A 21,866-nucleotide genomic window follows, 5' to 3' on the forward strand; every position below is an offset into this window, starting at 1 on the left:
AAATATTATAGGAGGCTATACAATGGCAAATTACGGAACTAAAATTGATCAAAAATGGCAAAAAATATGGGAAGAAAATAAGACTTACAAATTTGATGACACAAAATCAGATAAGAAGCTTTATACACTTGAAATGTTCTCTTATCCATCAGGTGCTCAATTACATGCTGGTCACTGGTTTAACTATGGTCCAACAGATTCATGGGCAAGACTTAAGAGAATGCAAGGATATAATGTATTTCAACCAATGGGTTTTGATGCTTTTGGCTTACCTGCTGAAAATTATGCAATTAAAACAGGTATACATCCCCATGATTCTACTTTAAAGAATATCGAAACTATGGAAAAGCAACTAAAATCAATGGGTGCTATGTTTAACTGGGAAAGTGAAGTTGTTACTTGCCTTCCTGATTATTATAAATGGACTCAATGGTTATTCTTAAAATTATATGAAAAAGGTTTAGCTTACAGAAAGAAAGCACCTGTAAATTGGTGTCCATCTTGTAATACTGTTTTAGCTAATGAACAAGTTGTAGATGGTGTGTGTGAAAGATGTAGCACTGAAGTTACTAAAAAAGAATTAACTCAATGGTTCTTTAAAATAACTGATTACGCAGATGAATTACTTGATAAATTGGATGACTTAGATTGGCCTGAAAAGACTAAATCTATGCAAAAGCATTGGATTGGTAGATCATATGGCGCTGAAGTTACTTTTAAGGTTAAGGACTCAGATTTAGACTTTAGCGTATTCACTACAAGAGCTGATACTTTAAATGGTGTTACTTACGTTGTATTAGCTCCTGAACATGAATTAGTTGATACACTAACACTTACAGATAATAGAGATGCTGTTGAAGCATATAAGGAAGTTTCTTCTAAGCAATCTGAAATTGAAAGACAATCTCTTTCAAAAGAAAAGAGTGGAGTATTTACTGGTTCTTATGCCATAAATCCTATCAACGGGAAAGTAGTACCTATTTGGATTTCTGATTATGTATTAGCTACCTATGGTACTGGTTGCGTTATGGCAGTTCCTGCTCATGATGAAAGAGATTTTGCTTTTGCAACTAAATTCAATTTACCAATTGAAAGAGTTATAACTAACAAAGATAATACTGATCCAGAACTTCCTTATTGTGAATATGGAGTACTTTTGAATTCAGGAAAATTCGATAATTTAACAACTGAAGAAGGAAAAATTAAGATTATTGAGGAATTAGAAAAAGATAATTCAGGTGCAATGAAGAAAAACTTTAGATTGAGAGACTGGTTAGTTTCAAGACAAAGATATTGGGGCGCTCCAATTCCAATTGTTTATTGTGACAAATGTGGAATAGTTCCAGTACCAGAAAAGGATCTTCCAGTTAAGCTTCCTTATGATGTTGAATTTACTCCAGATGGTAAATCACCACTTAGTAAATCTGAAGATTTTATAAACACTACTTGTCCTCATTGTGGAGGTCCTGCACAAAGAGAAGCTGATACTTTAGATACATTTGTATGTTCATCTTGGTACTACTTAAGATATGCAGATAGCAAAAATGAAGATGCACCTTTTGATACTGAAAAAATCAATAAGATTCTTCCTGTTGATAAATATGTTGGTGGACCTGAACATGCTTGTATGCATTTATTATATGCAAGATTTATAACAAAAGCTCTTCGAGACATGGACTATTTAAACTTTGATGAACCATTCTTAAGCTTAACTCACCAAGGATTAATCCTCGGCCCAGATGGACTTAAAATGAGTAAATCAAAGGGAAATACAATTTCTCCTGATGATTATATTAAAGATTATGGTGCTGACGTATTTAGAATGTACTTAATGTTTGGATTTGGATACACTGAAGGCGGAGCATGGAGTGATGACGGAATCAAATCTGTGGGTAAATTTGTAGACAGAATTGAAAGAACTTTAGAAGCAGCTAGGGACGTCATAAGCACTTGTCATGATGATTCTTCAATAAAAGCTACTACTGATGCTCAAGAAAAAGAATTAAACTTCTGGAGACATACAGCTATTAAAGGTGTTAGCGAAGATGGAGAGAAAATGCAATTTAATACAGCTATTGCAAGACTTATGGAATTTACAAATGCTCTTCATAAATATCTTCAAGAGCCAATTAAAAATTCTGTAGTATTAACAGAAACTATAGTCGATTTCTTAAAATTACTTGCACCATTTGCACCTCACTTTGCAGAGGAACAATGGAACTTACTTGGGAATACTTCAACAATCTTCAACGAAAAATGGCCAGAATTTAATCCTTCTGCCTTAATTAAAGATGAAGTTGAAATTGCAATCCAAATTAATGGTAAGATAAAAGCAAAAATCGATGTACCTTCAAACTTAGATGAAGAAGGCATAAAGAAAGCTTCTTTAGAAAATGAAACTATTAAAGAAAATACTGAAGGTAAAACTATAGTCAAGGTTATTGTAATTAAAGGAAGACTTGTTAATATAGTTATTAAGTAAATAAAAAAATTCTCATAATTTAAAAGATAGTATCTAAATGTTTTTAGTAAATCATTTAGATACTATCTTTTTTTTAATATACTTATAAATACTAAATTATACGTATATTGGGGATATCTATAACATTAATTTTCTAAGCATAAACATCAATTGTATTATCACTCTTTTCGCTTGATTTTTCTGTAGTAATATTATTTTTATTATCCCCATTTTGAGGCGGTGGCCCTTGCTTATTAGAAGCCCCACTTGTCTTACCAGATTTTGCCGCTTGAATTTGCGCATCAATATTTTGTATCTCAGCTTGTAATGATGCAACTTTTGAGCTTTTTGTTTTCTCATCGTCCTTACTTGATTGCTCTGTTTGTATCTCTTTATTAAGGCTTGCCTTTTGTTTTTCAAGGGAACTTGTATCAGTAGTAGTACTACTTGTTGTTGAGTATGCATTATTTGATGATGAGACTGATGAAATATTCATAATTTTTCCTCCTAATTTTTATTTGACTACATTGATGTTTGAAGAGTACTTCCTATTGCATCTGCTTGTTCTTGTGTTATTGTTCCGTTTGTTACTAAGCTATCTAATGGATTTGTTCTTGTATTAGTTCTTTCAGATTCACTTGGTTTATTTGCTTTCATTAATGCTTCAAAAGCTTTTCGTATAGAATCTTCTTGTTCTTGGGTAATTGTTCCATCCGTTACTAAACTATCTAGCGGATTTGTTCTTGTATTAGTTTTGTCAGAAGTACTTGATTTACTTGTCCCCATTGCTGCTTGAAGAGCACTTTCTATCGCATCTGCTTGTTCTTGTGTTATTGTTCCATTTGTTACTAAGCTGTCTAATGAATTTGTCCTTGTATTTGTTTTTTCAGCTTCACTTGGTTTATTGGCTTTCATTAATGCTTGAAACGCACTATCAACAGCATCTGCTTGTTCTTGTGTTATTGTTCCGTTTGTTACTAAGCTATCTAATGGATTTGTTCTTGTATTAGTTGTTTTAGATTCACTTGCTTTATTTGCTTTCATTAATGTTTGAAAAGCACTATCAACAGTATCTTCTTGTTCTTGTGTTATTGTTCCGTCTGCTACTAAACTATCTAATGGATTTGTTCTTGTACTAGTTGTTTCGCTACTTGATCTATTTGCTTGAATTGCAGACTGAAATGTACTTTGAATCTCATCTTTTTGAGCTTGTGTTATTGTTCCTGTAGTTACCAAGCTATCTAAAGGATTTTGAGGTTTAGTTTTATTACTATATGTTCCTGAAGATTGAATTTCCTTGCCTCCAGATTGGAATATACTTTGAACAGCATTTGCTTGATCCTGAGTAATTGTTCCTTTAGATACTAAACTATCTAAAGGACTGCTCATTGCTGCAACTTGTGTAGTTTGAAGTGCTTGTTGACTAATTAATATTGAGTCACTCTCTTCTTGTTTTTTTTGATTTTGGGTTTTGGATTGTTCTAAAGCCTTTGCTTCTTGTATTCTTTTTAGAGCATACACATCAATGGTGCTTTGACTATTACTTATTGTATTCATATCATTGTCTCCTTTAATCTGCGTCCCTGCATATATTTTATCCCTTAATAAGTATATCGAGATCTACGACTTATAATCTAACGTCATGTTGTGGCAAATCTGTGGCAAATTTAATCCTTTTAAATTTAAAATAATATTATGCTGTGCATATGGTAGAATGTACTTTGAGGTGAAATAAATTCATGGATAAGAAATTAATATATATTGCTGATGATGAAATAAATATTTGTAATATTATAAAATCATTCTTGGTCAAAGATGGTTTTGATGTAGAAACATTTAATGATGGACGTTCTATTCTTAACGCCTTCAGTAAAAAACAGGCAGATATGTTGATATTAGATATTATGATGCCTGAAATAGATGGTTATGCACTGTGTTCCTTAATAAGGCTTAAAAGTTGTGTACCTATAATAATTGTATCTGCTAAAGATACAGAATCTGATAAAATAGCAGGTCTTAAGCTTGGTAGTGATGACTATCTTACTAAGCCATTTAGTCCCTTAGAACTTATTGCACGGATTAATAGTATTTTTAGAAGAATAAATTTGGACAAGGCTCCTAGCAATATTATTATTAATAATATTGTTAAAGTCTCTGATATTTCAATAAATTTTGATACTAAACAAGTGGACTTTAACGGTACCACCTTAAATCTTACGGTAATGGAATTATCCCTACTCTATTATCTTATAAAAAATAAAAATAAAGCTGTTAGCCGTAGTGAGCTTTTAGATAAAGTTTGGGGCTTTGAAAACAAAGTGGAAACTAGAGCTACTGATGATATGATAAAAAGAATTAGAAAGAAACTCTCTGATGTGGGTTCTAATCTAAAAATTGATACAATATGGGGGTTTGGTTTCAAAATAAAAGATGAGGAATGATGTTATGAGAATAAATACAATAAAATGGAGAATTTTCAAATATAACATTATTGTAATTGTCATGTTTATTACGTTGACTACAATAATATTTAATGTGGCCATACGCTTGTACCTTGAAAAGGATATTGTAACACAGTTACATAAAATAGCATCAAATGCTGAGGATACTGCATTAGAACATGGTCCAGATTTTTTCAAAAGAATGCCACCATTGCCACCTCCTGAGCATGATTTACAAGACAATGAACATCTACCTATTGATCTACAAAATACTAGTGATGTATTTAAATATTATTTTATGTTGGAGCGTTCACTTAAAGAACCACTTACTATACTAAATGCAGACTTTATATTGTTAGATCAGAATAAAGATAGAATCACGCCTTCTCCAGATAAATCTAATTCTGTTTCTGCCGATTTTATGAAACAATTAGCAAATGAAATTAGTAAAACTAACAAAAGTAATCAAGAAAAATACATAAACTTCAATTTGTCGAACACTAATTACATAGCCATTATAAAACCTGTATCGGATAAAAATTCTTTTGGTTTAGGTTGGATAATCATATACTCAAATATTAAACAGATAAATCAACTACAATTAGTTATAAATATAATTCTTTTACTTATACTTGTTTTTTCTGCTTTAATTACTATAGTATTTTCTTCTCGTGTATCCAAGAAAATATCCGAACCATTTTCTCACCTTAATCACTATATAAGGGATATTTCTGAAAGAAATTTTGGAAAGAAAATTGAAATGCCAGTATATGATGAATTGCGTGAATTGGTAAATAATATTAATATTATGTCCGAAAAACTTGAAACCCATGATAAAGCACAAAAGACCTTTTTGCAAAATGTATCTCATGAGTTTAGAACTCCACTTATGTCTATTCAAAGCTATGCTGAAGGTATTAAATATGATGTTGTTAATAATGATATCGCTGTTCCAATTATACTTGATGAAATAAAACGTATGACCACTTTAGTAGAAGACTTATTATATTTGTCACGTCTTGATGCAATTGAGGAAAGCTATAACTACATTAACTTAAATTTTAATAGCTTGATAAATATATGTATAGACCGAATGAATTTGATTGCTGAAAAAAGTAACATAAATATTACTACTAACATACCGAAAGAAATAATTCAAATTCATGGAGATGATGAAAAACTTTCTCGAGCAATTACTAATATCCTTAGTAATTGCATAAGATATGCACATAATGCTGTCATTTTAGATTTAAAAGTAATAGATAATAAGACAGTACAACTTCTAATATCTGATGATGGTCCGGGCTTTGAAGTCAATGAACTTCCTAATATATTTGAAAGGTTCTACAAGGGAGCAAAAGGGCACTGCGGACTTGGACTTTCCATAAGCAAAAATGTTGTTGAAAAATTAAACGGTAAAATTAGTGTTAGCAATTTAAATCCAGGAGCTTTATTTGTAATTGAACTACCCATAATTCATGATTATAAATAAATTTACAAGTTTCAATACACAGCTTGAAACTTGTGTTGTATATTATTTTTATAAATTCACTCTAGACACATAAAATAACAAACTAAATATACTCAAAATAGAGAATCCCATTGGTCTGTTATTTTTCAAATGTGCATTATGCCCCTATTCATTTAATAATTCTTTAAATTCTAATAGTATTTTCCTTACTAAATTCTCATCTAAAGGTTTATATTCTTTGATATATCCTGATGAATCCAATGATTCATACGCCTTTTTACTCATAGCAATCCAATTTTCAGGTATATATACCCATACTATGTCTTCATATTTACAACTTAACAAAAAATGTTCTAGTCCCCCAAAAGCATAATCTTCAATTTCATGCAATTCATTAAAAGTTTTGTAATCTTGAACTACTCTTGAAGATAATTTATATTCATATATGTCGACATAAAAAAAGTCAAATTTTGTTCCTTTTGCTTTAGTCTCATCACCTTTAATTATTTTTATCTTTTCATTTTGAATAAAATTATGATCATATAAATTAATTACTTCCTCACTGATTTCATATACAATAACTTCTTCTACATTACACTTCATAGCAATTTCTTGAGCTACATAACCTAATCCTAATCCAACAATTCCTACTTTACCATGTGCAGCATGGATAGCTCCATAGGAGCTTTCTATTTCTTTAGGTGTAAGTTTCATTAAACTAACATCATCTTTATATAGTTGGATTGCATCTATATTATATTCTTCTTTATTATCATACATATATCCTTGTAAATTTTGTTTTTTTATGATATTTTTAATTATTTTATAATTACCACAAGTTCCTGAACTAATTAAATTGTTATATCTAGTCATCTCTTGGAACACAAAATTTTTATTATATGGCTTCATAATTAATTCCCCTTCTTGAAATATTTATATCAAAAGTTTCACTTCATATTTATTAAATTAGATTTAGTCTAATTTATAATTTTTATTTAACTATTTCATTTACATATTCAACAAACTCTAATATAATAACACATTATTCTTCATAATATAACTGCTAAATTGACTTTTTATTTAGATATATTTATGCTATACTAATGTTAATGACTTAGTATCATTAATATTTTGTAAAGTAGGTGTTTATATGAAAAATGTTACTATAAGCGAAGACGCTTATAATGAGTTTAAAGCTTTTTTAGAAGAAAATAAAATAACTGATTTCAATATTAGACTAAATTTTTCTGGCTTTGCATGTAGCGGTCCAATTTTTAATATATCCGTTTCAGAAGCTAAAGATGGTGATGAAGTTGAAAAAATCAACGACATTTCATTTATATATGAAAAAAGCCTAATAGAACAATTTGGTGGTTTTTTAATCCTTTCTTCTGAAGAAAATGAAGGCAATGGCTTAAGCCTAAAACCTATCATTGAACCTGAAGGTGGATGCGGTGGTTCTTGTAGTGGATGCCACTAAATTTATATTTAAATAAAAAATGTAGAACAAATGTAAAAATATTCATTCTACATTTTTTATTTATTCTATTGACTGTATATCTGTTGCTTCTATTTTCCATTGCACATTTACGTAATCATCACTTATGTCATATATACCTTCTAACATGTCTATCCAATAATGTCCTTTTATAACCTTCTTTTCTTTATCTTCTCCTTTAATTCCCTTTAATGTTTCTTCATTAAATTTATTTAAATACTCATATATTCTTGAAGAAATCTCATACATATCTTTAAAAGACTGTAAATCTTCATTTTTTAATTGTAATTTATTTTGCTCATCTTTCATTTCTCTATTTAAAGTAGATGACATGTATTCTTTTATTTTTCCATGTATATCATTTTCCATTATTTTATTTGTTTTTATTTTCTTAGAAAATATAGGTAATGAACTTTGTTTATATGCTCCATATTGTTGCCATAAATCCATTACATCACCTGTTATAACATCATAGCTTTTATAAAGTTTTAGCAACTCTTCATTTTTTATACTACCATTTTTTATACTTTTTGATAATATATCCATATTGCTCTCATTTCTTTGCTTAATATCTTCCATTTTAATATATGATTGCTGCTCTATTTTATATTTATAATTATTCATTTTAAATAACGCATATATATTTACTATTATACTGACCATAAGAAGTACAGATATTAGCATTATATAATCTATATTTTTCATTTTTTTTATCAAGCATATCCCTCCAGCCTTACAACTCATTTTAACATATAAGATTGTATTTGCATATTTAAAATTAAGCATATAAAATAAAATGAAATTATGCTTTATCTAGCCCATTCATGAATTTCTTCATTCAACATTTTCAAGCCTATATTTCCCTCTATGACTTCCTTTTTTTCTGAATTTATTCTTTTTACTTCCCCATAGGTATTCTTTAAAGATAGCTCCTCACTTCCAGATACTACCCATATTGTCTTTTTATTAATTGGTTTTACACTTAATTCTTTTTCTCCAATACCATCAGTAAAATATATTAATACAACATGTCTTAAATTATTATCAATAATATATTTAAATACTGGCGTAAATTGTGTTGACCCATTATCTTTAGATCTATTTCTTATATCACTTTCAGTTCTAAGTTCATATATATTTCTAATTTCATTATCACACTCAATAATTGTAACTTTATTTTTAGTACTTGAAGTTATTGATAATATTTCCACCAGTATTCTGTGAATATCATCATCCTTCATACTAGCACTTATATCAATAGCAACAATCAACTGTGTTTTATTTTCTGGTAATCTCCCCCTTAAGTCTAATCTATCCGGTTGCCTTCGGTCTCTTCTTGTTATAGTTTTTTTATATCCTGATTTTATAGTCGGCAAAATATCTTTAAGAACAGCTTGCCATGGTATTTCAGCTTTTTCTTTATATGCTAAGATTATATTTTCTAATCCTTTTGGTGTATTTTTATTATACGCACTTATGGCTGTTTTCTTAGTTAAGCTTTTAATATCTTCTTCACTTAATTCTATTTCTTCCCACAACTCATGTGCTTTATTAATATCTATTTCAAATTTCGAATCGTCATCTTTACTTATTTTGTTTTCTTTAGTCCTTGATTTTATTGATTTATAAATCGCGTCAGCATATTCTTCAATACTTCTATTTTCCTCAAGTGATAAATTATATTCCATATTTATCTCATTGATTTTTTTGCTATATACTGGCAAATCCTTTATGTATTGATTTATTGAAATATCTAGAGCAACACTTATGGATTCTTTATTAAATCTATTCTTTAGCTTTCTTTCCCTTTCAAAATGAGAATTCATTATATGATATATTTCATGTTTGAATAAAGCTGCCATTTCTTTTTTGCTACAATTTAAAAATAAAAAAGGATTAAAGTACATATTAAAACCATCCCGTTTAGGAAGAGTAGCTATTGGCGCAGTTATACTAACATTTATACCTCGTCTTACTCTAAGCATGAATTGCCCAAAAAAAGCATCTTGGGTTTGTAATAAATACAATATAACATCTTCAATTAATTCAAAGAAATTTCTTTTATAATCATCATTAAATTTAACATTCTCTTCTAATGAATATGCTTCTTTTAAGAGTTGCTGCCTCTTTTCTTCAAAATCCATACGTTATTTTCTCCTTATTGAATTTGTTTTTTTGTAATATATTTACAATTGTATCATATTGTAATACTGTAAGAAAAGCATTTTTATTAATAATTTTATAAACTTCCTTATTAGTAATCTAAATTATCCAATAATTTGCGAGTAAAATTCAAAACCTTGTTATAATTGCTATGCCTAATATAGATACTTACAACTGAAATTTTACTTATGCTTGGTATTATATTCAACATTTACTATACTTAGGAGCATATCCAAGCAGAGAAATTGGATACATATTTATGAAGTAGGCATTGAAAATAAGCTGCTGAAGCTTCTTAATGGGAGGTTGTTCCATTATAGTTTGTCCGAATTTTACATTTGGAGCAAACTATAATGGGTGCAACCTCCCATTTAGAATGCTTCCAGCGAAATTTTCACAGTCCTACGGAATAAATATGTATTCAATTTCGGCGGATGTAGGCATAAGTATGAGTTCCACTGTGGTTATCTATAAATACTTATTTGAATATATTGAAAAATGCATCTAGGAACTCTTCATTTTCTAATAATTCTTTATATATTCCATCCTTATAATCTCTTTTTATTTCTTTCATTAATCCAAGTCTTAAATCCCTAGGATATAAATTTAGAAGTTCTGAAAACAGTTTTAGATTATTTTCTATAGGCCTATCTTCTAAATACCTTAATGAATTTTTTGCTAATATGTATAATCTTGAATGATTTTCTCTTTCTATCTTTTCTTTTAATTCAAAATTTAAAATTTCATTATTAAATATGTCTTCCACCTTTATTAAAGGCTTTTTTAAATTAAGCAAAAAGTTTCCAAAATCATTTGCAATATTTACTCCAACATTTCCTTTTACAACATTTAAAAATATATTAAAAGAATACTTTTCTTTATTTTTTAAATATATTTCATATGCTTTAGATATTCTCTCCCAACTCCTTGGTGTTGCCTTTATAGATTCTTCGCTACTAGGCATATGTAAATATTCTGGGAAAGTAGACAAAAATTCTATAATATGTTCATTAATATTTCCGTCAAAGCTCATCCCCCACTTAATCCATTCCTTAATATCTGAATCAAGATTCACCCACACAAATCTATCCTCTTGAGCAGGATCCATATCTACAACATCATATTGGCTATTATTAAAGCCATCATTTTTATTAGAAGGATTCATTGCTGCAATTACCTTAACTCTTTCATCTAATATATACCCATTAATTTCTCTATTTAAAATAAGATTCATAAGTTCCTGTGCTACTGCATGATCGCATCTATTTAATTCATCTATAAATAAAATAACATTTATGTTTTCATCTTCTTTTAATGCTTTTTCAATTTCAATAAGTTTATTATGTGTTGCATATATAGTCGTTCTATTTTCAACTACAGGTAATCCTCCAATTTCTCCTTCCTTTAATAAATTAGCATCTATTGTAACTAAATAGTATTTATTATTTTTAGCTATGTATTTAACTAAAGAAGTTTTACCAACTCCGCTTTCTCCTATAATTAAAGGGACATCATTTGTTGCAATTATTAGATCTACTGTACTTAGACATTCTGAATAGTTCAAAATTCCCACCTCTATTCTATTAATTAATTAATCATTCATCATTTTTACATTGATAATTTATAATCTACTAATAGTTTTTTAGCATTCTTGCTTCCATATTCCCTAACAAAATTGATTTTATCCATCTCCAAAATCTCTAATTCCAAGAAATCTTCAATGTATTTGTTTTCAATATTTTCATCTTTAATTTTTTGCTTAAGAATATCAACAACCATATCTATATCAATACTTTCATAAATATACTTGACTACATTTATATTTTCATAGATAAATACCTTTACATCATCTAAATCATAATTAGAAATATAATTTATAGCTTCTCCATTCGATATTACAGCTTTTACCTTAGCTTTTAGACTTGGATTTTTTATAAATCTAATTGCTACATAATAATTTTCTATGGCTACTAGTTGAACCTTTTCAGACGGATTTTCTATATACTTAATTGAATCATAGTCTTTACTTACTGCGAGTAGCTGCAATTTCTCACTTGGTTCTTTTACAAACTGTATAGCCCAACCCTTAGTTTTAATAGCTTCTTCTACTATTTCTTCATTTGGATTATTTATTAATTCTAATGAATTCCATAAACTTTTAACACACATTATCCCAATCTCTTTATCAACATTTTTAATATATTTAACAGATAGAGGAGTGTTCTTAATAGCTTGCTTTTGAACTTCTTTTTTGGGATTTTCAATATACTTAATATTATTACCATTACTCTTAACTATAAATAATTCTAATTCTTCATCTACTTCAGTTAATTCTTTAATATATTCAGGATTATTTTTCAATTTTAGTAATATTTCTTCTCTATTCATATATTATCTTTAGTGCGATAGTTTATACGTGCAAACCTCACTAAAGTTGACCTCCTTTGCATGATAATCTAAATCTATAATACACTTCTATTTAGGTACATTCAACATTTTAGGCACATGAAAACAAATAAAGGGTACTCTTTTGTGCATCAGAGTACCCTTTATTTCTGTGGTAGGATATACGATTTAGAATATTCCTTCTTAATCTTTATATTTTTCAATTTCTTTCTTAACAGAAAAAAGCAAACTGTTCAATTCCCAAACTTCACCCTCTTCTATAAGCTTATTTAAAGTCTTTTGATATCTAGATGCTTCTGCTTCTTTACCTAATGAAATCAATGTCAATAGAGAATTCATTATGTTTGAAATCAAATGAGATTTAACTTCAAATAATTTTTGAGCATCTTTAATTTCATCTTTAATCTCTAGCATCTCTTCATCTAATCTAAATGCTGCATCTGCAGAGCGCTTAAGCTTTTCTTTTAATTGTTCGGGTATATGTTGTTTGTATTTATAATTAAGAGAATGTTCAATTGTTGCCCAGAAGTTCATTGCTAATGTTCTTATTTGAAATTCTGCTAAGATTTCAACTACTCCTTCTGCCATATTTACCGGATATTTTATTATCATATGATAACTTCTATATCCACTTTCTTTAACATTTTTCACATAATCTTTTTCATAAATAATTTGCATGTCCCTGCGTCCTCTTAATATTTCAACAACAGTATCTATATCATCAACAAATTGGCACATTACTCTTATGCCTGCAATATCCTCAAGCTCATACCTAACTCTGTCTATTGGAATTTCAAATTTGTTAGCTTTTTCTAACATACTTGATACTTCTTTTACTCTTCCTGTTACAAATTCTATAGGTGAATACTCATTTTTTTTTCTATATTCTTTTCTAATTGATTTTAATTTAACCTTAAGCTCATCTACTGCTTGCTCGTAAGGCATTAAAAAAATCTTCCAATCATTTATTGCCATAATACCACCCTTTAAAAAGACACATTACAAAAATATACATAACATATTTTACTATTTTTTTATATGCCTAATATCATTTCTCAATATCATTCTTATCCATTATATCAAAAACTTTAAATTATGTGTAATTAATAATAAAAAAATATGCACTTATATATAATATAAATTCTTTTTCCATTTATTAAAATAATCTCTTCCACATCTGTTGTAATAACTTCCATATGCATTAAACACTTGCTTACTTACAATAATTCATTAATATCATCACATAATTTATATTCTTCATAATAATTGAAAAAATTTTTTTAATCTATTTATGAATGCGTTTAATATGGTATAATCTATATAAAATATTGAAAAATTTTTTTAATTATTGTACTTTTAATGAGGTGACTAAATAATGAACGATACTGACATACTAAATCATCTATTTGATAAACAGGTAATTTGTCCTGTTTGTGACGCAAATTTTAAAGTTAAAACTGTAAAATCTAAGTCGCCGAGGGTTAATTCCAAAGATTCTGATTTTTTTGTAAGATATTCAGTTGCAAATCCATATTTTTATGATGTAGTGATATGTAATTCTTGTGGTTATGCTGCAATGAAATCAGACTTCGAAAATATTAAATCTCATAAAAAAGAACTTGTTTTCAGCAATGTAACTCCAAAATGGAAACCAAGACAATATCCTGATATTTTAGATGAAAAATTAGCAATTGAGCGTTATAAACTAGCTTTGCTAAACGCCATGCTTATCAATCTTCCAGATAGTACCAAAGGCATGATTTCATTAAAAATTGCTTGGATGAATAGGTTATTAGGTAACAATGCCCAAGAAACACTATTTTTAAAGCAAGCCCTTGAAGGTTTTAATGATGCATATATAAAAGAAGCTTTTCCTATATATGGATTGCAAAGAGATTCTTTAATGTATCTACTTGGTGAATTAAACAGAAAATTAGGAGACTACCAAAATGCATTATTGTGGTTTTCAAAGACTATTGTTAGTATAAATTCTTCTTATAAGATTAAAGAAATGGCTCGTATTGGCAAAGATTTGATTAAAGCTGCAGATGTTTAAAATTTAATTTTTATTTTTAATAAGGGGGAACATATAATGGGTATTTTTAAAAACAAACAAGCTAATAAGGATACATTTTCACAAATTTCTCAAAATGAAAGTAGCAATACTAATTTTGATTCCAATCAAAAGGATTTAAGTAATAAGATTAATGTCTTGAAGGATAAGGCTGATATAATAGATAATTCTATTGTTGATATTACATCTTCTGCTTCATCATTGGTATCGCATAGTGAATCTCAACATAAAGAACTAAATACTGCTAAAAATATATTATCTAATTTCAGTTCAAATATGGAGGATTTAGCAATTAATATTACTAATGTCCATATTAAAGTATTAGATACTGACAAACTAGCTGATACTGGTTTAAATACCATAGGTCATTTAGATACATCACTAAACGACTTAGAAAATGCATTCACAATTTCAACTTCAACAGTAAATGCATTAGTATCAAAACTAGAATCTGTAAATAGTATAACTGATTCTATAAGTCAAATAGCAACTCAAACTAATCTTTTATCATTAAATGCAGCTATAGAAGCAGCTAGAGCCGGTGAAGCTGGTAAAGGATTTTCTGTTGTTGCAGGTGAAGTTAGAAAGCTTGCTGAAAATTCAAAACTTGCTGTTCAAAGTATAACTAGCATATTAGAGGAAATTAAAGTAGATATTATAAAAGCATCTAATGCTATGAATTCTGGTAATTCTGCATTAAGTATTCAACACAATTCATTAGAAGATGCTAAAAATAGTTTTTCTGACATAAAAGCTTCTATTGAAGATGCAGCTGAAGAAATTACTACATCTATAGAAAACTTAACTACTGCTTCTGAACAAAAAGATAATGTAATATCATCAGTTGATAATATTAGTGTTCTTTTTCAAGAGAATCAAGCTTTATCTAAGGAAATTGCTTCAGGTCTAAATACTCAAAAAGATGCTATAAAAAATATTAGTAATTCAATAACAAATTTATTATAATTGTGAATTAAGTACATAATAATAAGCTATCTAATTTTTTAGATAGCTTATTATTATGTACTTAAGGAAACCAGGCTCTCATATTCGCTTACTGAGTAAGTGATTCAAACAAAATCATCTTTTTAAAGTACTTATCACTTAATTTTTTTAGGGTTAAAATCAAGATAATCTGCTGATGTTAATATGTATTCCACTTCATCAAAATATCCATTTAATAATTTTCCAAGTAATACTGGTCCATGTAGATGTCCATAGATAACCTTCTCCACCTTATACTCTTTTATTATCTTGGTAAATTCAGATTCCTCAAACTTTTCATTTGTTGGAGGATAATGAAGCATAACTATAATCTTTTCAAATCCTTTGTTCTTAGCAGCATCTAAAGAAAGCCTTAATCTTATTTGCTCTCTATTGTATATTTTTTCATCCTTAGCGCTATGTTTATCTCCATCAGGGCACATCCATCCTCTAGTTCCACATATAGCATAATCCTCATAAACATAAAAATTATTTTGAAGGAATTTAGTGTTTTCATACATACTATTTAGCTTTGCAATACTTCCCCACCAATAATCATGATTGCCTTTACTTATAATCTTTTTCCCCGGTAATTCATTTATCCAATCCAAATCATATTTACTGTCTTGTTCTTTCAAAGACCAAGAAATGTCTCCAGCTATAAGCACCATATCCTCTTCTGTTATTTTACTAAGCCAATTTTCTTTTATCTTATGGGCATGATCTTTCCATTTATCCCCAAAAATATCCATTGGCTTTTCAACATTAAATCCTAAGTGCAAATCTGAAATAGTATAAAGTGCCATTTATTTATCACCTTTCTGCCTTGCATATGCAATAAAATAACAAGTCAAAATAGACTAGCATACTGACTTGTTATTTTATGGAATATGCCTCATCTTATCTCTTCTTATCTAAATCTGTAAGAAAAGCTATTACATGTGCTACTGCTTCATATAGTTCTGTTGGAATTTCATTTCCAACATCTACATTGCATAATAAATCAGTTAATTCTTTATTATATGCTATTGGTACATCATTTTCTGTTGCTCTTTGAATAATATTATCTGCAATGTGACCAATTCCTGATGCTGTAACTATTGGAGCGTCACTATTAAATTCATATTTTAATGCTACTGCCTTTTTTCTCTGATTCATTTCTTTGTACACCCCTAGCTTCAATTAACAGTGCACAATTAACTGTTAATTGTTAATTGTTAATTGTTAACTGATTAAATTATACCTTAATATCAATAGTAGAAATAGTTAAATCGTTAAAGAAACTTCTACAACTGACTAAATCTATAGGTTTCTCTTTTGCTGATACACTTACATTAACAAATAACCCCAGTGAAGCTAATCCATCAAGTAATTTTGACTTATTATTATTTAAAACAGAAGTGAAATCTCTTTCACATTTTAATTTTACATCAATTTTATTTTCTCTCATAGTCACATAGCCATCAACTTCTCCTAAATTTATAGTTTTAACACTAACAACCATTTTTGCATTAGTTGAATCTATTTTTTTGCCATCTTTTCTATTATCTTTTATTATAAGTTTACAAGGATATTCTGTGTTTTCTGCTGTTATAGGAATATTTAAATAATAATATTCATCACTAATAGAATTGAATACTTTAATGTCACTAATATTTGCTTTTACTAAATTCATTATCTTTTCATATCCCACGTCTTTGGAATCTGTTTGAGCTATTAAATTTTTCACTATATCCCTTATCTTATCAATATTATTCTTCATTTCAACTTTTATTGCTTCTTTATTATCTAAGCTACCCATCCCTAAATTCTGAATATTAAACTTCCCTAAGATTTCTTTATTTATAACTGTTTCTTTTACAATATTTACTGAAGCCTCTTTAGGTTGAATACTATTCTTATCATTAACTACATTATCTTGCACAACTTCTTTTCCTGCAATTTTATTATTTAATAACTCTTTAAATTCTTTAAATTCACTATCTGTAATTTTAACTTCTTTGCCTTCTATGTTACTCAATATTCCTTCTAACTTCGTTTTATTTGTTGCTTCTATAAGGCTTTCTGCTTGAGTCTTAGGCGCATCACTAGTTGTTAAACTATTTCCAATAGTATCCTTAATCAATTTTACTGCTTCCGGATCATCTAATGTTTTAGTCAATACTGTTGAAAGATTTACTTTTTCAACAGTATTACTTTCTTTGGCCGCATTATTACTTTCTTTGCCAGCATTTTTTTGAACCATATCTAGTTCACTGTTTTCACTTCCTGCTAGTGTTTTTAACACATCTAATATATTTATTTTTTTAGTTAATGGATCATTTTCATTATAAGTTTTTGATGCTAAGGTCGCATTTTTACTTGATTCTGCTTCTTTGTTTATTAATTTATTATTCATTATAGTTTCAATATTATCATCTGAAATAGCATCTGAAATATCTAGTGAGTCTAAAGAATTACTTATTTTTTTAAGAATTTGCTCTATTGAAGAATCTCCTTTAAATAACTTATTAAAACTAGTTATGTTTTCTTCTGAAAACTCCAATTTGTTCTCTACAAATGCAAGTATATCTTCTGGTGTCATTTTTTTAAATTCACCTAAAAATTTTGTAAGCAATTGCTTAACAGCTTGCCCTTGTTCACTATCAACTGGTATATCTTTGCTTTGAAGATATGTTTGAATAAAGTTATCTATTTCTTTTGGATTAGAAGCCATTTTTTCACTAAATTGAATTAATCCTTTAATTTGATTTATATTCTCTTTAGTTAATGGAATATTATTCTTAACCATTTTTTTCAAAACATCAATATCGTCCTTGGAAAGGCCTTCTTTTTCAATAACATCTTGGAAATTTTCATCTCCAATTGTTTCTTCATTTTCATTTCCTTTTACTAATTTTAAATTTAATTTTCCATTTTGAAATCCATCTACTTGAAATTTAACTAGTTTGATGTCATCTAAATCAACATTGCCCTCAAGTTCTGCAATGAATTGCCATCCATCTGCGAGCTTTATTGTAACATCCTTGCCATCTCCCTTTGAAACCACTCTTCCCGTAAACTTTTCCCCGACTTCAAAAGTTAACTTGCTAGAAACTTTCTTAGTATTTACATTGTATCCATTATTTATATTATAAATTCCTGGCATATTCTCTTCTCCCCTACTAACTTATACTTCACTCTACTCTAATATATTTATCGTATAAAAAAAGCATAAATTAACTTTAAAATATAATGTTGATAAATTATATTTTAATTGTGCCTTATATCAATGTTTTGTATACAAATTTTAATTATATTCTTCACCATATATATGTTGAACCATATTTATGGTAATATTCTTCTCCATAATCAAAAAAGCTATCCGTTAAACAGATAGCTTTTTTCTTACAGTATTTTTTCTGCCTTCCAGAATTCTGATTAGGGATGTGAAAAATCCCTTGATTCTTATGGGCTTAATACTTTAAATTATTTAACTTCTATTTTATTGTAATTCTTCTTACCTCTTTTAATCAAAGCAGCTCCATCTTGGAAATCTTCTTGATTCAAGGTTCTATTTACATCGTCAACCTTAGCTCCATTAATAGTAAGTCCACCTTGTTCAATTAATCTTCTACCTTCTTTTTTAGATGGTAAAATCTTAGTGCTAGCCATAATATCTAATATTGGTAATCCAATTTCTTCTTTAGTTATTGTTACTGTTGGCACATTTGACATATCAGCTCCACCTGCAAATAGAGCCACTGCTGCTTCTTCTGCTTTTTTAGCTTCATCTTCGCCGTGAACAAGCTTTGTTACTTCATATGCAAGTACCTTCTTAGCAGTATTTATTTCAGACCCCTCTAAGCTTCCAAGTCTTCTTACTTCCTCCATTGGCACAAATGTTAATAACGCTAAACACTTTTGTACGTCTGCATCATCTACATTTCTCCAATATTGATAAAAATCATATGGAGAAGTTTTTTCTGGATTTAACCATAATGCTCCTCCAACAGTTTTACCCATCTTTTGACCTTGGCTGTTAGTGAGTAGAGTACAAGTCATAGCCATTGCATCACCTTCAGCTTTTCTTCTTACAAGCTCAACACCAGCTATCATGTTAGACCATTGGTCATCTCCACCAAGTTCCATCTTACAACCATATTTTTGATTTAAAACATAAAAATCATATCCTTGCATTATCATGTAGTTAAATTCTAAAAATGATAATCCTTTTTCTAATCTTTGTTTAAAACATTCAGCACTTAGCATTCTATTTACTGAAAAATGAACCCCTACTTCTCTTAAGAAATCAACATAATTAAGATTTAATAACCAATCTGCATTGTTTACAATTAATGCTTTATCATCAGAGAAATCTATAAATCTTTCCATTTGCTTTTTGATAGAATCAACATTATGTTGTATATCTTCTTTTGTAAGCATTTTTCTCATATCAGTTTTACCACTTGGATCTCCAACCATAGCTGTTCCGCCACCAATTAAAGCTATTGGTCTATGTCCTGCTTTTTGCATATGTGACATAAACATCATAGCTATAAAATGTCCTACATGTAAGCTATCTGCTGTTGGGTCAAAGCCTATATAAAAAGTTACCTTCTCATTTTCTAATAATTTTCTTGTTTCCTCTTCATGGGTAAATTGTTTTATGTATCCTCTTTCTAATAGCTCATCTAATACGTTTGCCATTATAGTACCTCCTAAAAATCTTGTTATTTATTTGATTGTGCCTAATATAAAATAAGTTTATATTCTCAAATTTAAAGTTTATTGCATACCATGATATTATGTGTCATTTCATGGTAGAATCACTTATTATAGTATATCCTCAACATTAACTTTTAGCAACAATTCTAGATATCTAAGTTCAAAATGGTACTTTATTTATTCTTCACTCCTGGTAATATTACCTTGAAGTTATGCTCTGTTCTAGAATTAATAAATTTAACTTTTCCCTTTCCTTTTCCATTAAATGAATCTCTAATAACCATAAATCCCCTTCCACTACTTAAAAATCTCTTTTTTTCATCTATCGCAATTAATTTTTCATAAAGCCAAATATTTCTTTTATTGTAATTGGTTCTTTCACCTTTAATGTTTTCACCTATAAATTCACCTGGACTTGAAATTACAATCTTGTTTTCATCTATAGTTATCTCAATTATTTTATTTAAATCAAAGTACTCTCTATATAATACTGCATTTTTTACTGCTTCGATTACAGCTTGCACTGGATAATCCTTAGGTAAAATTTCTTTTATTTTTTCTTCTGCTTTGTCAACCATAGATAAAAGATTTCCTTGAATTATGTGTAGCTCCCCACAAATACTATTTAAATTATTGGTGATTTTTATCATATTATTAGGAATATATAGATAGTTTTTATCAGAAAACACGAGTAATCCTCCATAAGTGCATTTAAGAGGTGAATTTTCCTTATGCTCAAATGCTATTCCAGCACTGAGTAATAAAAACTTTCTATTTTCTTCATTAACTTCAATTCCCTTTTTATTAAAGTACTTATTAACTAATTCCATATCTAACATTTCAATATCACTTCTTATTAGTGGACAAGTTTCAATTGTTAAACTTAGGTTTTCTTCAAATAAAGCTATTAGTTCTTGCTTTCTCATTACATCTGTCGTAGATCCTCTTCTTATATAGAAAGCCCCATTGTCCCTTACTTGATAAGGTTTTTGGCCGCCATCATAAATTGATATCACTCCTATTTTCTTATCTTTAATATCAATAAAATCTACTTCTATAGGTATAGGTGGTTCACATCTTGTTGTTATTATTTGTTGTATTTGCTCTTCTTTAAATATATCGTCTTCTTGCAAACCTATAATCTCTTTGCTTTTATCCTTAATTCCAACAATTATATATCCTCGTCCACCACTTGAATTAGCTATAGCACATATATCCTTAGTTAATTCTTTTTTTCCTGTTTCACTATAAAGTTCTAATCTCAATTTGAAATCTAACTTGATGCCTTCTTCCCTTTTTATCAAAGAGAGTAACTTTTTGATATCCATAAATAATGTAATCCTCCTATCCCTATAAAATGTCTAATCATTTTTGCTCACTTTTCTTATTATTTTTGTTAATTAATAATTATCTCTTTTTATATCATCTAAGTTTACTAATTAACTATATATTATACTTTATCCTCTTATCTTAATGCATTTTTCATTTCAATTAAAGTACCCAGTTATTATGTTTTTAAATTTAAACCATAAGTCTATACTCACAAATGGGGCTGTTAAAGAATAGAAATCTACTATACCAAATGGCTTAGTATATGCTATTTAAATTCCATGCTGAGTGTTCTAAAAAAATGTTGTTAATAATTATAATATCTAAAGCCT

Annotated in this window: 19 protein-coding genes; 6 read left to right on the forward strand and 13 right to left on the reverse strand. The window is 28.5% G+C overall.

The features are described 5' to 3' along the window. Nucleotides 1-22 precede the first annotated feature (22 nt). Nucleotides 23-2,482: a leucine--tRNA ligase gene (gene leuS / locus psyc5s11_RS24525; RefSeq protein WP_224035077.1), complete on the forward strand. Its 2,460-nt coding sequence runs from the start codon at nt 23-25 to the stop codon at nt 2,480-2,482. Between the two features lie 133 nt (nt 2,483-2,615). Here the strand turns inward: leuS and psyc5s11_RS24530 are convergent, their stop codons facing one another. Beyond that, complete coding sequence (locus psyc5s11_RS24530) at nt 2,616-2,957, reverse strand: FlxA-like family protein (protein ID WP_224035078.1); 342 nt, start codon at nt 2,955-2,957, stop codon at nt 2,616-2,618. 26 nt (nt 2,958-2,983) lie between these two features. After that, nucleotides 2,984-4,018 (reverse strand): hypothetical protein, encoded by a 1,035-nt coding sequence (locus psyc5s11_RS24535; protein WP_224035079.1) that lies wholly within the window; start codon nt 4,016-4,018, stop codon nt 2,984-2,986. Between the two features lie 182 nt (nt 4,019-4,200). On the opposite strand from psyc5s11_RS24535, the gene psyc5s11_RS24540 reads away from it, so the two are divergent. Together psyc5s11_RS24540 and psyc5s11_RS24545 are read left to right on the forward strand one after the other, a co-directional pair. Beyond that, entirely contained in the window at nt 4,201-4,902 is a 702-nt protein-coding gene (locus psyc5s11_RS24540; protein ID WP_224035080.1) for a response regulator transcription factor, read from the forward strand. A gap of 4 nt (nt 4,903-4,906) precedes the next feature. Beyond that, nucleotides 4,907-6,394 carry a sensor histidine kinase gene (locus psyc5s11_RS24545; protein WP_224035081.1) on the forward strand — a complete coding sequence of 496 codons (1,488 nt, stop codon included), beginning with the start codon at nt 4,907-4,909 and terminating at the stop codon, nt 6,392-6,394. A 144-nt stretch (nt 6,395-6,538) separates the two neighbouring features. On the opposite strand, the gene psyc5s11_RS24550 is transcribed toward psyc5s11_RS24545, so the two are convergent. Continuing rightward, on the reverse strand, nt 6,539-7,282 hold the full coding sequence (locus psyc5s11_RS24550) for a hypothetical protein (protein WP_224035082.1): 744 nt from the start codon (nt 7,280-7,282) through the stop codon (nt 6,539-6,541). Between the two features lie 241 nt (nt 7,283-7,523). On the opposite strand from psyc5s11_RS24550, the gene psyc5s11_RS24555 reads away from it, so the two are divergent. Further along, a complete protein-coding gene (locus psyc5s11_RS24555) occupies nt 7,524-7,853 on the forward strand; it encodes a HesB-like protein (protein ID WP_224035083.1) in 330 nt (109 codons plus the stop codon). A gap of 60 nt (nt 7,854-7,913) precedes the next feature. On the opposite strand, the gene psyc5s11_RS24560 is transcribed toward psyc5s11_RS24555, so the two are convergent. The 5 genes from psyc5s11_RS24560 to psyc5s11_RS24580 form a co-directional block, all read right to left on the reverse strand. Continuing rightward, nucleotides 7,914-8,588, reverse strand: coding sequence for a hypothetical protein (locus tag psyc5s11_RS24560; protein WP_224035084.1), 675 nt, complete (start codon nt 8,586-8,588; stop codon nt 7,914-7,916). Between the two features lie 92 nt (nt 8,589-8,680). Then, complete coding sequence (locus psyc5s11_RS24565; RefSeq protein ID WP_224035085.1) at nt 8,681-10,015, reverse strand: vWA domain-containing protein; 1,335 nt, start codon at nt 10,013-10,015, stop codon at nt 8,681-8,683. Between the two features lie 497 nt (nt 10,016-10,512). Beyond that, nucleotides 10,513-11,598 (reverse strand): AAA family ATPase, encoded by a 1,086-nt coding sequence (locus psyc5s11_RS24570; RefSeq protein WP_224035086.1) that lies wholly within the window; start codon nt 11,596-11,598, stop codon nt 10,513-10,515. A 44-nt stretch (nt 11,599-11,642) separates the two neighbouring features. Next, entirely contained in the window at nt 11,643-12,422 is a 780-nt protein-coding gene (locus tag psyc5s11_RS24575) for a hypothetical protein (RefSeq protein WP_224035087.1), read from the reverse strand. Between the two features lie 201 nt (nt 12,423-12,623). Next, nucleotides 12,624-13,415 carry a GTP pyrophosphokinase gene (locus psyc5s11_RS24580; protein WP_224035088.1) on the reverse strand — a complete coding sequence of 264 codons (792 nt, stop codon included), beginning with the start codon at nt 13,413-13,415 and terminating at the stop codon, nt 12,624-12,626. 400 nt (nt 13,416-13,815) lie between these two features. On the opposite strand from psyc5s11_RS24580, the gene psyc5s11_RS24585 reads away from it, so the two are divergent. Both psyc5s11_RS24585 and psyc5s11_RS24590 read left to right on the forward strand, forming a co-directional pair. Further along, nucleotides 13,816-14,496: a DUF2225 domain-containing protein gene (locus tag psyc5s11_RS24585; protein WP_224035089.1), complete on the forward strand. Its 681-nt coding sequence runs from the start codon at nt 13,816-13,818 to the stop codon at nt 14,494-14,496. 36 nt (nt 14,497-14,532) lie between these two features. Then, nucleotides 14,533-15,480 (forward strand): methyl-accepting chemotaxis protein, encoded by a 948-nt coding sequence (locus psyc5s11_RS24590; protein WP_224035090.1) that lies wholly within the window; start codon nt 14,533-14,535, stop codon nt 15,478-15,480. Nucleotides 15,481-15,614: 134 nt separating this feature from the next. Here psyc5s11_RS24590 and psyc5s11_RS24595 read toward each other — a convergent pair whose 3' ends face one another. The 5 genes from psyc5s11_RS24595 to psyc5s11_RS24615 all read right to left on the reverse strand — a co-directional run bounded on the left by psyc5s11_RS24595 (nt 15,615) and on the right by psyc5s11_RS24615 (nt 21,533). Next, nucleotides 15,615-16,304, reverse strand: coding sequence for a metallophosphoesterase (locus psyc5s11_RS24595; RefSeq protein ID WP_224035091.1), 690 nt, complete (start codon nt 16,302-16,304; stop codon nt 15,615-15,617). Nucleotides 16,305-16,398: 94 nt separating this feature from the next. Next, entirely contained in the window at nt 16,399-16,656 is a 258-nt protein-coding gene (locus psyc5s11_RS24600) for an EscU/YscU/HrcU family type III secretion system export apparatus switch protein (protein WP_224035092.1), read from the reverse strand. A gap of 79 nt (nt 16,657-16,735) precedes the next feature. Then, nucleotides 16,736-18,646 (reverse strand): flagellar hook-length control protein FliK, encoded by a 1,911-nt coding sequence (locus psyc5s11_RS24605; RefSeq protein ID WP_224035093.1) that lies wholly within the window; start codon nt 18,644-18,646, stop codon nt 16,736-16,738. Between the two features lie 320 nt (nt 18,647-18,966). Continuing rightward, a complete protein-coding gene (gene tyrS, locus psyc5s11_RS24610; RefSeq protein WP_224035094.1) occupies nt 18,967-20,187 on the reverse strand; it encodes a tyrosine--tRNA ligase in 1,221 nt (406 codons plus the stop codon). A 191-nt stretch (nt 20,188-20,378) separates the two neighbouring features. Beyond that, the gene (locus tag psyc5s11_RS24615) at nt 20,379-21,533 is read right to left on the reverse strand and encodes an AlbA family DNA-binding domain-containing protein (RefSeq protein WP_224035095.1); all 1,155 of its coding nucleotides are present in this window, start codon (nt 21,531-21,533) and stop codon (nt 20,379-20,381) included. Nucleotides 21,534-21,866: the final 333 nt, after the last annotated feature.

The organism is Clostridium gelidum, assembly GCF_019977655.1.
GTDB classification, from domain to species: domain Bacteria; phylum Bacillota; class Clostridia; order Clostridiales; family Clostridiaceae; genus Clostridium; species Clostridium gelidum.